This window comes from Jonesia denitrificans DSM 20603, assembly GCF_000024065.1.
Lineage (GTDB): Bacteria > Actinomycetota > Actinomycetes > Actinomycetales > Cellulomonadaceae > Jonesia > Jonesia denitrificans.
Genome location: NC_013174.1, coordinates 1,700,831 through 1,714,588, shown reverse-complemented (window position 1 = coordinate 1,714,588; position 13,758 = coordinate 1,700,831). Strand labels below are relative to the sequence as shown.

The window sequence follows — 13,758 nt, the reverse complement described above, 5'->3', positions numbered from 1 at the left end:
TTACTCGTTGTCGCCACCGGTGTCGAGGGTCGCATCGACTTTTTCACCATCAGCTTGGTTGGCGGCATCAGGCCACACCCAGTTGCGAACTTCGGGGAGGTCTTGTCCGTGTTCGCGGGTGTATGCACGGGCACGAATCCGTTCGTCTTCCATCTTTTGACGAAGCCCAGCGTACTTCTGACCCAATCCTTTGACCCGGTCAATGACATCGATGACCAGGTGGAACCGGTCCAAGTCGTTGAGCATGACCATGTCGAATGGTGTGGTCGTGGTGCCTTCTTCCTTGTAGCCGCGCACGTGAATGTTCTCGTGGCCGTTACGCCGGTAGGTAAGGCGGTGAATAAGCCATGGGTATCCGTGGTATGCAAAAATCACTGGCTTGTTGCGGGTGAAGATCGTGTCAAAGTCACGGTCAGTCAACCCGTGTGGGTGCTCGTTTTCGTCCTGCAACCGCATGAGGTCAACGACGTTGACCACACGGACCTTCAGGTCGGGCAGTTCGCGGCGCAAAATGTCTGCTGCTGCAAGGACCTCAAGGGTGGGCACGTCACCAGCTGCGGCAAGCACGACATCAGGGTCTTGCCCCGGTGTTTCGGTGCCGGCCCATTCCCAAATGCCTAACCCGCGTTCGCAGTGTGCTTTGGCTTCGTCCATGGAGAGGAAGTTTGGTGCTGGTTGTTTTCCAGCTACCACAACGTTGACGTACTGACGCGACTTGAGGCAGTGCTCGTATGTGGAGAGCAAAGTGTTGGCGTCAGCGGGAAGGTACACCCGCACGACCTCAGCCTTTTTGTTCACCACGTGGTCAATGAACCCGGGGTCTTGGTGGGAGAACCCGTTGTGGTCTTGGCGCCACACGTGTGAGGACAACAAGTAGTTCAGTGACGGGATGGGTTGGCGCCACGGAATGTGGTTGGTGACCTTCAACCATTTGGCGTGCTGGTTGAACATGGAATCCACGATGTGAATGAACGCTTCGTAGGAGGTCATCAGCCCGTGACGGCCGGTGAGGAGGTAGCCTTCCAACCATCCTTGGCACTGGTGTTCGGACAGCATCTCGACAACGCGTCCTTTGCGGGCCATGTGTTCGTCGGTGTCACCGTCAAAGAACTCAGCGTTCCATTGTTTGTCGGTGACATCGTAAACGCCTTGGAGCCGGTTGGACGCGGTCTCATCGGGGCCAAAGATCCGGAAGTTATCTGGGTTTCTACGGATCACTTCGGTGAGGTAGGACCCCAGCACACGGGGTGCTTCTGAGATGGTTGACCCTGGTGTGGGGACGTCCACAGCGAAGTCTTCAATGGGGGGAAGGCGCAGCTCCTTCATGAGTACCCCACCGTTGGCGTGGGGGTTTGCGCTCATGCGCAGGTCACCCTTGGGCGTCAGGCTGGCAATGTCTTGAGCAACTTTTCCGTTCTCGTCAAAGAGTTCGTCGGGCCGGTAGCTTTGCAACCAGGCGTTGAGGTCCTGGAGGTGTTCGTCGGTGTCGCGTGCACTAGCCAAAGGAACTTGGTGTGCTCGCCACGAACCAGTTGTCTTCTTCCCATCAATGGTGGCTGGGCCGGTCCATCCTTTGGGGGTGCGGAACACGATCATGGGCCATTGTGGCCGTGATTCGTCGCCCTGTGCTGCGCGTTCTTTAATGGCCGCAATCTCATCCAATACGGTGTCGAGAAGCTCAGCAAACCGGCGGTGGAATGATGATGCGTCTTCGTCGTCGTATCCTGCTTCGAAGAAGTGGGGTTTGTGCCCGTACCCGACCATGAGCGCTTCGAGTTCGTCGCGTGAGATGCGGTCAAGGACGGTGGGGTTGGCGATCTTGTACCCGTTGAGGTGCAAGATGGGCAGCACTGTCCCGTCGGTGGCTGGGTTGATGAACTTGTTGGAGTGCCAGCTGGTCGCTAGGGGCCCGGTTTCGGCTTCACCGTCACCGACAACTGCTGCAATAAGGAGGTCAGGGTTGTCGAATGCGGCTCCGTAGGCGTGTGAGAGCGCGTATCCGAGTTCACCACCTTCGTGGATAGACCCGGGTGTTTCTGGTGCGACGTGGGAGGGGATACCACCGGGGAAGGAGAACTGTTTGAACAGTTTTTGTAGCCCTTCGGTGTCTTCGGTGATGTCCGAGTAGATCTCGGAGTACGTCCCGTCAAGGTAGGCACCTGCAACGAGTCCTGGGCCTCCGTGGCCGGGTCCCGTGATGTACAGGGTGGATTGTTGACGTTCCTTGATCACCCGGTTGAGGTGAGCGTAGAGGAACGTGAGGCCTGGGGTTGTTCCCCAGTGGCCGAGGAGACGGGGTTTCACATCGTCGCGGCTCAGTGGCGTGCGGAGCAGCGGGTTGTCGAGCAGGTAGATTTGCCCGACTGAGAGGTAGTTGGCTGCGCGCCACCACCGGTCAATGATTGTGAGGGTCTCGTCGGTGAGTTCAGACATCGGTGACTCCTTCTTCGTCTGTGCTGGGGAGTGATCCCCGCCACCTCGAACCTACCGGACTTCGTGAGGTCCCTCTAGGGCTAACAACCCATTACATGGGATGTCTGTCGATGTGTGGTGCGTTTTTTCTGACAAATTGGCCGGTCGCAGGGTGGCAGGTGCGTGTTGTGGCGTGTCGAAGATTTGTTCCTCGAGGTGGAGGCTGTCTTTCTTGATGAGAAAGGGACCTAAGTCGACCGATCGGTAGGTGACTCGTGTCACAATGACCATATCATCCTTGCCCCCATCAAAAGGAGTCACCATGACCAGCACACCGGTCGAACTGTCCCCCTACGACCCACTCCTACGCCCCATCACACTCGGGACAATGACGATCCCGAACCGAGTGGTTCTCCTACCCATGGGCACAGAAATGGGCACACACGAAGGGCTCATCACCGATCGAGAAATCGCCTACTACACCGAACGCGCACGCGGGGGAGTAGGGCTCGTCATGACCGGTATTGCAGCGTTCTCCCAAGACTTCGAACAGATCAACGAGGGCCTGTGCCGCGTTGACACGGATGCTGCAATCCCTGGACTCACCGCGCTCGCGGAGTCTATTCACGCAGCCGGCGCTAAGGTGTCATTACAGCTCACCGCAGGCCTGGGGCGTAACATCAACGTGGTCAACCCTGACCGCCCCCCAATCTCCGCGTCAGATAACCCGCACTACGCCGACCCCAGCGTGTTGTGTCGGCCGCTGACGGTCGACGAGATCCAATTGCTCGTACAGCGCGCAGGCGAAGCCGCAGCGCGAGCTGCGCTTGCGGGCATTGACGCCATCGACATTCACGGACACACCGGTTACCTCATAGATCAGTTCATGTCCCCCGTGTGGAACCGTCGCACCGATGAGTATGGTGGGTCAGTTGAGGCGCGCTGCCGGTTTGCTGTGGAGATTATCCAGGCTGTGAAGAAGGCGGCGCCTGGGTTGCCTGTGAGCTTCCGGCTCTCTGTTGATCACCGTTTCCCTGGTGGCCGAACCGCGGAAGAGTCACGCAAAATCGCAGTGATTCTTGAGGCGGCTGGGCTGGACTTTATCCTTGCTGATGACGGGTCGTACGAAGCAATGGACTACGTTTTTCCCCCGTACTACCTGGGTGACGGGTGCATGGTGTCAGCTGCTGAAGCCCTGAAAGAGGTTGTTTCCATTCCGGTTGTGGCGTGTGGAAACCTTGACCCAGACACTGCGGTGCAGGTGTTGAACGAGGGGAAAGCTGATATTGCAGGTGTGGGGCGAGGCCTCATTGCTGACCCAGAATGGGTCAACAAACTTGCCCAGGGACGCCGGGAAGACATCCGCCCGTGTATTCGCTGTAACGCCATGTGTGTGGGCAATGCCTTCTTTGCCCTGCCGCTAGGGTGCGCTGTGAACCCACAGGTGGGCTTGGAACGCGAACGTGTCATTACTCCCGCTCCTGTGTCAAAACACGTGGTCGTTGTGGGTGGTGGTCCTGGTGGACTAGAAGCGGCCAGGGTCGCGGGACTTCGAGGGCATCAGGTGGACTTGTATGAAAAGAACGACCTCCTCGGTGGGGTTCTTCTTCCAGCAGCAACACCAGAGTTCAAAAAGGAACTCAAAGCCATGATCAGTTGGTGGGAGAGGCAACTCGCGCAGTTGCCCGTGACGATCCACACGGGAGTTGAGCTTCGGGCTGATAGCCCAGAAATTGCCGATGCGGATGAGGTGATTGTGGCAACGGGTTCCGTGCCCATTGAACCTGCCAGCATTGGTGGACTTGATAGTGACCAGGTGGTCTCTGTCCTTGACGCGCACAATGGGGCACCGCTTGGCCACCGGGTTGTTGTTCTGGGTGGTGGCTTGTCAGGCGCAGATTTGGCACTAGAGCTTGCTCTTGAGGGACACGAGGTCACCATTGTGGAAATGGGCGAGGGGCTTGCCCGTGATCTCATTATCATCAACCGGATGACGCTTCTGCGGCAGCTTGCCGACCACAATGTCACTGTGTTGACCAACCACACTGTCACGCAGGTGACGTCGGGTGCGGTTGTGGCAACACACGACGGCCAGGATGTTGTCATTGACGCAGACACTGTGATTTCCGCGTTTGGTGTAGCACCAAACAAAGAATTCCAGGAAGCTGCGCAAGCTCAAGGCCGGACGATTGTCGCCGTTGGTGACTGCGTCACGCCCGCGAAAGTGGGTGAAGCGATCAACGCAGGCTTTGCAGCGGCCTGCGAACTCTAGAACTGATGTGATGCGTGGTGGGCGGACGAACCATTCGCCCGCCACGCATCTGCAATAGGTGAAAGGCGAGCCTCAGGAAATCCCTGTACTTACTGTGCGACGGTCAATCGAAGAATCCGATCATCGGTCGGTCCAGGCTGCCCACGCCCATCAGTAGAGTCATCATCACTGGAAAAAGCTAAGCCTTGAACATTGTGATGACCCAACGAGTAAACATATGAGTCCGGGTCAGGGTTCCCCGAGCATCACAGAGCGATCAACTCGGTTCCCATCAAAACCGGTGGAATACACCACAAGCCGGTCCTCACCATCCACAGCAAGCCCCAACACCATCGACCATGGAGACGGTAGATCTTCAGCAACAATCTCCACGGCTGTCCCCAGTACCACGCCCGCAGACGACGTATCCCTCTCCCCCTCGGGCGCTGACTGTTCTGCCAAAGACGTTCGCTGCGAGTCTGAAGGAACCGGGTCACCGGTGCGGCCCGCGCACCCCACCATCACAGCAGCAACACAACTGGCTGTGACGACCATTCGCAACCTCATTGCGGACCCTCACTGCCAGCCGGGTAATCGACCAACGGAACATGACGGTGCTCCCACTCAGCGTGCACATCGGCAATGATGCGCCACGCCTCCTGCGACGAATCTGCCCGCACCGCGAATGTGGGGTCCCGGTCAAGGATGCCACGCACCACAGACCCATACGCGGTGACCCCAGGCTCCGGCATCCCCGAGGACAAACTCACCCGCGACATCCCCCGTGAATCAAACGGGCCACCCACGTTGACGTCCATGGTGATGTGCTCGTCCATGACACCAAACCGAAGTGTCGCAGGGGGAACTAATCCGTCACGAGGGAACTGATGGTACCGGTGCGGGGGCCGTTTGAAGGTGATACAGATATCTTGGCGGGCAGAGCCAATCGCTTTACCTGAGCGCAACGTCACCGGAACCCCATTCCACCGCCAGGTATCAACCTCCACAGTCACCTGCGCGAACGTCTCGGTGTTGCGTGCCGGATCAACACCTTTTTCATCACGATAAGCCGGGAGCTCCCGGCCGCCCACACGTCCTGCACTGTAGCGACCACGAACTGGTGGCATCGGTCGCGCGTCATCAGCCCACACATGGGTTGACCGCAACACGTGGGCAATCAACGCAGGAATCTCTACCTCATCAAACGAGGCTGGTGGCTCCATCATGACCACACCAAGTAACTGCAACAAATGAGACTGAATCATGTCTGCGAGCGCACCTGTCGAGTCGTAGAACTCGGCCCGTCCTTCGAGGCCAAGTTCTTCATCGAAGGTGATATCGATGCGGTCGACGTGATCTCGTGAGAGTAGTGGCTCAAGGAATCGGTTTGCGAATCGGAACCCTAACAGGTTTCGTAACGCGGGTAATCCAAGGAAGTGGTCGATGCGGAACACTGAGGTTGTGGGGACGATCTGGTGGACGAGTTCGTTGATGCGGTGTGCTGACTGGACGTCGTCACCGATGGGTTTTTCTAACGCGAGGATGGTGCCGTCAGGAACACCGGTGTCAGCGAGCGCGGTCAGGGCTTTGAGGGTGACAGCTGGTGGGAGGGCGAAATAGAGTGCGCTGGGACCGTCATGGGTGGACAGGACTGTGAGGATGTCGTTGGCATTGGTGGCGTCAACGCGGCTGTGGGTTGCGGTGTTGATGGCCTTGTCTACTGCTGGTCCTTGTGCCCCAACGTGTGTGGCGGCTTGCCGCATCATGTCTGCCATGTCGAGGTTGTCGTGGCGGGAGGTCCCGATCACGGTGATGGTGCGGTGGGGTTCGGCGTTGAGGAGTGATGCGATCCCGGGCAGGACTAGTCTGCTTGTGACATCGCTTGCGGCGCCGAGGATGACAAAGTTGGTGATGGGCTTCATGGGGGCACATTACCGGCGTTATCGGTTACCTGCAGGGGGGACTGACCGCGTGGTGGAGGGTGTGAGGTGGCGTTGACGAGCGTATTTGACCAATTCTTGGTTGACTAGGGTGATGGGAGAACACACAACACACACGTCAACTCGCCTGGAAGACTATGCACTTCTTTCTGATATGAAAACTGGTCCACTGGTGTCGAGGGAGGGGTCCATTGATTGGTTGTGTCTGCCTCGGTTTGATTCTCCTGCTGTGTTCTCTGCGCTGCTTGGTGAACCTGAGGATGGCCGTTGGGAGCTTCGTGTGGTGGATGGGCGGGTGGTGGATCGTCACTATGAACGGGACACGTTTGTGTTGCACACCACGTGGGAGACCGCGGAGGGGCGCGTTGTGGTGACTGATGTTCTTCCTACTGACACGGCGACGAACTCTGTGGTTCGTCGGGTGCGGTGTGAGCGGGGGCGGGCAACGATTGCTCATGATCTTCGTATCCGGTTCGATTACAACCGTGCGCGTCCGTGGACTCGCACGGTGTCGTGCCCTGATGGCAGTGAGGCGTTGTTGTCTGTTGCTGGACCAGACGCGTTGTTGTTGAGTGGGCCGCCGATGCGCATCGATGATTCGTGGGATACGCACAGTGACTACCCGGGTGCGGTAGGGGACGAGGAGGACGGTCCTGCTGACCGGCTCGTCGATTTTCATGGTGCGATCGCTGACCGTCTTGCGCTCACGATGACACTTGATGAAGGTGATGAGGAGGCGTGGACGTTGACGTACCTTCCCTCCCATTATGATTTGCCGGCTGTGCCAGACCCTCATCAAGCGATCGCAGACACGGTGGAGTTTTGGCGCCAATGGGCTGGCCACGTGGATGCACGCCACGAGTATGACGAACGGGTGATGCGGTCATTGCTGGTGCTTCGGGCACTGACTGACCAGGAAACGGGTGGCATTGTGGCGGCGCCAACCACCTCACTTCCCGAGGAATTTGGGGGATCTCGCAACTGGGATTACCGGTACACGTGGCTGCGGGATGCGGCACTGACCATTGAGGTGTTGATTGCCCACCAGTACACCAAAGGCGCATTGCACTGGCGTAATTGGTTGTTGCGGGCTGTTGCTGGGGACCCTGATGACACGCAGATCATGTATGGCACTGCGGGGGAGCGGCACTTGCCGGAGCGGGAACTTGACCATTTGGCTGGTTATGAAGGGTCGCGGCCGGTGCGCATTGGTAATGGTGCTGTGGACCAGTACCAGGCTGATGTGGTGGGGGAGGTCATGATCGCGTTAGCGGCGCTTCGTGAGGCTGGTGTGGAAGAAGATGAGTTCTCCTGGACGCTGCAACGTAACCTGTTGACCTTTGTGGAACACAACCTTGATCGGCCAGACCACGGCATTTGGGAGATGCGTGGCCCCAAAGACTGGTTTACGCATGGTCGTGCCATGATGTTTGCCGCGTTTGATCAGGGTGTTAAAGCTGTTGATCAGTATGGTTTGCCTGGACCGGTTGACCAATGGCGGATGCGCCGCGACCAATTACGAGACGAGGTGTTGTCACGAGGCTTCAATGAGGAGTTGGGGTCATTTACGCAGACCTACCATAACGACGAAGTGGATGCGTCGTTGTTGCACCTTCCTGTCACCGGGATCGTGGCCCCTGATGACGAACGGATGCTGGGGACGGTGAGAAAAATCGAACACGACCTGCTTGACGAGGCGGGTTTTGTCCACCGATACCGAACGGATCTGGGCATAGATGGGTTGGAAGGTGGCGAGTATTCCTTCATGATCTGCTCGTTTTGGTTAGTGGAACAATACGCACGCAGCGGACGGATCGGCGACGCCGAAGACCTTGTGGAGCGTCTCAGCAGGTGCGCCAACGACTTGGGATTGTTCAGTGAAGAATACGACTCATCCAGTCAACGGCTCGCAGGTAACTACCCTCAAGCGTTCAGCCACATCGGCTTTATTCGGGCCGTCGATGCGATTGCCCGCGCCAGAGGAACACGGTAACCACACCACACCGCTAGCCTTGATCGAGCGTGGTTGCCTGCCCCACCGCCAGCGCATACCTATTCGCAAACGTTGTCACATCGCGCACATACTGCACGGAGTTGTTGTACGCCAAAATCGCCTGCCGCCACCGGTCCTCCTCCACCACAGGGCCACCGGCACGGTCACACAAATACTGTGCCGCTGTCAGCGCCGCGTCATCGATGTGATGGGGGTCAGCGCCACCAGAGCCCGTGGCATCAACCCCAAACTGTTCCCACGTTTGCGGAATGAACTGCATGGGCCCAACCGCCCGATCCCACACCACATCACCATCTAAGGCACCGCCGTCACTATCACGAATCGCAGCAACCCCGTTCCCATCCAACGCGATACCAATCACCTGCGGCGTCACAAGGCCATCAGCGCGCACCTCACTCCCATTGATCTGCCCATGAAAAGACTCCACCCGTCCCACACCCGCCAGCAAAGTCCACGGAATAGCGCACTCAGGGTTGTCCTTAGCCATGAACAACGCCGCACCCGCATACGCGCGCACAGCGCGAGCACTCACCCCAGTAGCACTCGCCGCGAACTCCACCCACGCATCGTCAGGCAACGATGCGGTCCCCTCCGTATCAGGAGAACCAGAACGCACAGGCAACGCAACAGGAAGAGGCGAAACCGAGGGAACTGGAGCCTCAACGACACGCTGCCCGGCGGCAAAATGCCGAATCGCACCCACCAACCCCGCGACAACCACGCCCACAACAGCGCACGTCACCACCACACCCCAACCCAGCCGACGACGCTGGGTGCGACGCGACACACGCCGCGACCCGCCACGTGAACCAGAACCCACAACAGCCCCTTCCCGCGTTTCACGACCGCACCAGGCATGACACCAACACACCACCGGGTGTACTGTCCCACTGTAGTGCGCACCACGGGGCGTACCGGCGGACAACGCGTGCAGGAGCCGCACGCAACATCGAAAGATCACGTGAACACACACCAAGGAGAACCCATGGCCGTCCTTACCTGTTCCTTCTTCTCCGAAACCCTGCGCGAATCCACAGCCATGACAGTGATCCTGCCCGAATCCGCCACCGGTCAGATCGGAATGAACACCCGCACAACCGCGCAACCTCCACCCGTGCTCTACCTCCTCCACGGACTCAGCGACGACGAAACCATCTGGACCCGACGCACCTCCATCGAACGGTACGTCGCCCCATTGGGAATCGCAGTGGTCATGCCCCGCGCAGGCCGCTCCTTCTACACCAACGAACACCACGGCCAACGCTACTGGGACTTCATCAGCGACGAACTACCTCACCAAGTCGCCCACTTCTTCCGCGTCGCCACCGACCGCAACCACACCTACGTTGCCGGCCTGTCCATGGGCGGATACGGCGCCATGAAACTCGCGCTACGCCACCCCAACCGGTACATAGCAGCAGCCTCCATCTCCGGCGTCCTCAGCATGGCACCAACCCCCGCCGTGGATAACCTCGCCGTCGAAGTCCCACAGGTGTGGGGCGGCCAACACCCCCACGGCACCGACGATGACCCCATCACCATGCTTCACCGCGCCAACCCCACCGACCTCCCACGCCTCTACCAGTCATGCGGAACCGAAGACTTCCTCTACCAAGAAAACCTCCACTTCGCGCACACAGCCACCGAACGCGGCATCACGGTGACCACCGACCTCACCGGCCCCGGAAGCCACGATTGGGACTACTTCGACTACAGCATCCAACAAGTCCTCACCTGGATGTTCCCCACCACAACGGAGCAACCATGACCACACCAGCCAACCGTCACCTTGCCTGCCCATGCGGCAGCTCCGCCCCTTACATCGCCTGCTGCGCACCCTTCCACGGACACCGCGCCACACCCCTGACCCCGGAACAACTCATGCGCTCGCGGTACAGTGCATACACGGTGGGGGACATCGACTATGTTCGAGACACCTGGCACCCTGATACGCGGCCTGATGACCTTACCCTTGACGACTCTCTTGTGTGGACTCGGCTTCGGATTCTCGATGCGCCCCCAGTCACCGGTGACACAGGGTACGTGACGTTTCGTGCCCACTGGCGCGACGGCAACGCACGTGGGTCCATGACAGAACAGTCACGGTTTGTGAAGGTGGACGGGCAATGGTTGTACGAACTGGGGGAGGTCACCCAGCGAGTGACGACCTAATCCCTTGGGTCAACCCCCACGTCAGGGGTGTCGCGCAAGCCAGAAACGACCAGACCCGATAAGTTGGTGATAAGCACCACACCAGGTGCGAGGACCTGTGTAGCCAACGAATGGACAAAGCCGTGCCACTGCCCACCACACCCAGCGAACAATTCCTCACGGGGTTACCCAAAGCAGAACTCCACCTCCATGTTGAAGGAACACTGGAACCCGACCTGAAACTACGGTTAGCGCAACGCAACGGCATCGACATTGGCCAACACACCGTAGAAGAGGTGCAAGCAACCTACCAGTTCCATGACCTCGCCTCCTTTTTGGCCGTGTATTACCCTGCCATGAACGTCCTTGTCACCGAACAGGACTTTTACGACTTGGCTGATGCGTACTTCGCGAAGGCCGCAACCCAAGGCGTACGCAGGGTGGAAATGTTCTTTGACCCCCAGGCGCACACCAGCCGAGGAATCGACTTCGCTACCGTCATTGACGGCTATTCTCGTGCGGCCTACGACGCAGAGCAACGCCACGGCATTGATGCTGAACTGATCATGTGTTTCCTTCGGGATCACTCCGCTGAATCAGCACGCGACACACTGGAGCAGGCGCTCCCACACCGCCACAAACTGTTAGGAGTAGGCCTTGACTCTGACGAACGCGGTAACCCTCCAGAAAAGTTCGCCGCCGTCTTTGCTCGTGCCCGCGAAAACGGCCTCAAACTGACCATGCACTGCGACATCGACCAAGACAACACCGTCGAACACATCCGGCAAGTCATTGATGACATCCAAGTCGACCGAATCGACCACGGTACGAACATTGTGGAAGACCCCGCGTTGGTCAAGAAAGTGCGTGACGCAGGACTAGGTTTGACCTGCTGCCCCATGTCGAACTCCTTTGTCACCGACGACATGAAAGCGCACGAAATTCTCAACCTGTTGCATGAGGGTGTGAAAGTCACTGTGAACTCTGATGACCCCGCCTACTTCGGTGGGTACATCGCAGACAACTACAGTGCTTTCGCCCGTGCGACCGGAGCGAGTAGTAGCGACATGGTTGACCTGGCGCGACACTCATTTGAGGTGTCGTGGGTCAGTGCCGAAAAGAAAGAAGAATACATCGCAGAACTCACCGCTTATGTGGATAGTTACCACGAAAACTAACGCTCAACCAGCAACAGGAAGGGAGGTGACCACACGATGAGCGACAACGACTGCGGGTTCGGTGACTTTGAGTTCGAACGCCGATTCTATGTGGAACACCTCCCTTCCGTTGTGCTTGATGACCCAACTCCCACACTCATTGTGCAAAGCTACTACCTGGCAGAACAAGGCCATGCATTGCGAGTTCGAGCACAAGCCACAGGGGTACGGCTCGCCGTGGACGGCGCCGACCACTACCGCGACATCATCAACCGTCATCGCACTGATTTTGACTTCGCTGCCGTCACCGTCAAAGGGCCGATGAACGCTGGCACACGGTATGAAGCTGAACGTGAACTTGATGTGTCCATCGCACTGTCCATGATCGAGCTTGGTGGGCAGGTCATTGTGAAAAACAGGTACGGGTTGTTTCTGGGCACTGACGGGTGGGTGATCGATGTGTTTGGCGGCGCAAACCGCCCTCTCATCATTGCTGAATGTGAGCGTGGCAGCCCCGTGACGAACCTCGAAATCCCTCACTTTTGCGTGTCCGAGGTCACTGAGGATCGACGGTTCTCCAACGAATCGTTAGCCACACACCCCTTTAGTGCGTGGGCGGAAGACTTTGGTGCCGAATTGGGTTTTTCTGGCCCGACGTTTATGACAAGTCTGGGGACGAACCGTTCACTTCCGCCACAGGACACACTCGAGTAATGAAGTCTGATAGGTCACGCAATTCTTCTGCGTTGACTGCGTGAGGCATACCCGCGTACACGTGCAAGTCCACATCAGTGTGCTGCTCAAGCCAGTGCTCTAGGTCAAAAAAACGATCCGTGGTGATGATTGGATCACTGTCCCCACGACCACAGAACACGGGGATGTGTTGCTCAGCAAGTTCTGCGTCATGCGGATGAGGTGCGCTATGCCGGAAACCTGACAACACGACACCGGCTGCGAAACGGGTCGGTCGTTCCCGAAGTAACTGGGTCACCATTGCGCCACCTTGGGAGAAGCCGACTGGAATCACAGGGGTCGTCGCATCAACCGAAGCGTCAAGCCACGACAAGACGGCCTGGGCGGCTTGGGCGATGGCTTGCCCATCAGGTGTGCCAGCGCTGTCCCCACGCGGGAACCAAGCAAACCCTCCCATGTCGCGCAGCGGAGCTCGAAGCGAGGCTGCATCAACATGGGAGGGTAGGTGGGGGAGAAGCCCCACAAGATCGTGCTCGTGTGAACCCAGCCCATGCATCAACACGAGGAGCGGGCGTGAGGGCACCGACTGGCGGGTCGTGGCATGGGTCCACACAACAGCATCTGCATCAAGGTTCATGCCACTACCTTATGGCACACACCTGGTGAGATGGAGAACTAACGGGTGACTCGGGTACTGCGGGCGATTTTGTGCACGGCTTGCTTTGTCACGCCAAGTGCGCCAGCAATGGAACTCAACGAACGCGTGGCAAGGAGCGTTGTAATGATGGATCTGCGGTGGTCAGCAACCAGCTCGGACAGGCGCCCTTGGCGGTGGGCGTATTCAGAGAGCAACAGGAGTTGTTGGTCATCCGAAAGGTGGGAGAACTGGTCGTTCGAGATGGATTCAGGGGTGCGGGGGTCATAGGTGGCGAAAAAAGCCTCGAGGGTGTCCTCGGTGATACCGGCGCCTGTGAGGCGTTCCTGGACGATCGCTGCGTCAGAAGGGGATCGGTACCACAGGGCGCTCAAGGTTGAGTCGCGAACTTCAGATGTGGTCATGCACTGATTTTCCCGTGTGCGGGTGAAAGTGTCCACCATCTGACTGATATTCGAAGAAAATCTTTCCATGTGGAAAGCGGA

General features: G+C 58.2%; 11 protein-coding genes and 1 pseudogene. 6 read left to right on the top strand and 6 right to left on the bottom strand.

Features of this window, described 5'->3' with window-relative positions:
* Positions 1-2,484: pseudogene (locus JDEN_RS08000) on the bottom strand (phosphoketolase family protein); the annotation flags it as partial.
* A gap of 250 nt (positions 2,485-2,734) precedes the next feature.
* Between JDEN_RS08000 and JDEN_RS07990 the strand changes: the two are divergent.
* On the top strand, positions 2,735-4,684 hold the full coding sequence (locus JDEN_RS07990; protein WP_015771863.1) for an oxidoreductase: 1,950 nt from the start codon (positions 2,735-2,737) through the stop codon (positions 4,682-4,684).
* Between the two features lie 228 nt (positions 4,685-4,912).
* Here the strand turns inward: JDEN_RS07990 and JDEN_RS07985 are convergent, their stop codons facing one another.
* Together JDEN_RS07985 and JDEN_RS07980 are read right to left on the bottom strand one after the other, a co-directional pair.
* Positions 4,913-5,218, bottom strand: a complete 306-nt coding sequence (locus JDEN_RS07985) for a hypothetical protein (RefSeq protein WP_041287871.1) — start codon at positions 5,216-5,218, stop codon at positions 4,913-4,915.
* Positions 5,219-5,226: 8 nt separating this feature from the next.
* Positions 5,227-6,585 (bottom strand): glucose-6-phosphate dehydrogenase, encoded by a 1,359-nt coding sequence (locus JDEN_RS07980; RefSeq protein WP_015771861.1) that lies wholly within the window; start codon positions 6,583-6,585, stop codon positions 5,227-5,229.
* A 112-nt stretch (positions 6,586-6,697) separates the two neighbouring features.
* On the opposite strand from JDEN_RS07980, the gene JDEN_RS07975 reads away from it, so the two are divergent.
* Positions 6,698-8,596 carry a glycoside hydrolase family 15 protein gene (locus JDEN_RS07975; RefSeq protein WP_015771860.1) on the top strand — a complete coding sequence of 633 codons (1,899 nt, stop codon included), beginning with the start codon at positions 6,698-6,700 and terminating at the stop codon, positions 8,594-8,596.
* Between the two features lie 13 nt (positions 8,597-8,609).
* On the opposite strand, the gene JDEN_RS07970 is transcribed toward JDEN_RS07975, so the two are convergent.
* Positions 8,610-9,437, bottom strand: a complete 828-nt coding sequence (locus JDEN_RS07970; protein WP_015771859.1) for a lytic transglycosylase domain-containing protein — start codon at positions 9,435-9,437, stop codon at positions 8,610-8,612.
* 165 nt (positions 9,438-9,602) lie between these two features.
* On the opposite strand from JDEN_RS07970, the gene JDEN_RS07965 reads away from it, so the two are divergent.
* The 4 genes from JDEN_RS07965 to JDEN_RS07950 all read left to right on the top strand — a co-directional run bounded on the left by JDEN_RS07965 (position 9,603) and on the right by JDEN_RS07950 (position 12,639).
* Complete coding sequence (locus JDEN_RS07965; protein WP_015771858.1) at positions 9,603-10,385, top strand: alpha/beta hydrolase; 783 nt, start codon at positions 9,603-9,605, stop codon at positions 10,383-10,385.
* Complete coding sequence (locus JDEN_RS07960; protein WP_015771857.1) at positions 10,382-10,789, top strand: YchJ family protein; 408 nt, start codon at positions 10,382-10,384, stop codon at positions 10,787-10,789. Before JDEN_RS07965 ends, JDEN_RS07960 begins: the two co-directional genes overlap by 4 nt.
* A 122-nt stretch (positions 10,790-10,911) precedes the next feature.
* Positions 10,912-11,946 carry an adenosine deaminase gene (locus JDEN_RS07955; RefSeq protein WP_015771856.1) on the top strand — a complete coding sequence of 345 codons (1,035 nt, stop codon included), beginning with the start codon at positions 10,912-10,914 and terminating at the stop codon, positions 11,944-11,946.
* Between the two features lie 36 nt (positions 11,947-11,982).
* A complete protein-coding gene (locus tag JDEN_RS07950) occupies positions 11,983-12,639 on the top strand; it encodes a CYTH domain-containing protein (protein WP_015771855.1) in 657 nt (218 codons plus the stop codon).
* On the opposite strand, the gene JDEN_RS07945 is transcribed toward JDEN_RS07950, so the two are convergent.
* Together JDEN_RS07945 and JDEN_RS07940 are read right to left on the bottom strand one after the other, a co-directional pair.
* Entirely contained in the window at positions 12,584-13,255 is a 672-nt protein-coding gene (locus JDEN_RS07945; protein ID WP_015771854.1) for an alpha/beta hydrolase, read from the bottom strand. The genes JDEN_RS07950 and JDEN_RS07945 overlap by 56 nt on opposite strands.
* Before the next feature lie 38 nt (positions 13,256-13,293).
* Complete coding sequence (locus JDEN_RS07940) at positions 13,294-13,677, bottom strand: hypothetical protein (RefSeq protein ID WP_015771853.1); 384 nt, start codon at positions 13,675-13,677, stop codon at positions 13,294-13,296.
* Positions 13,678-13,758: the final 81 nt, after the last annotated feature.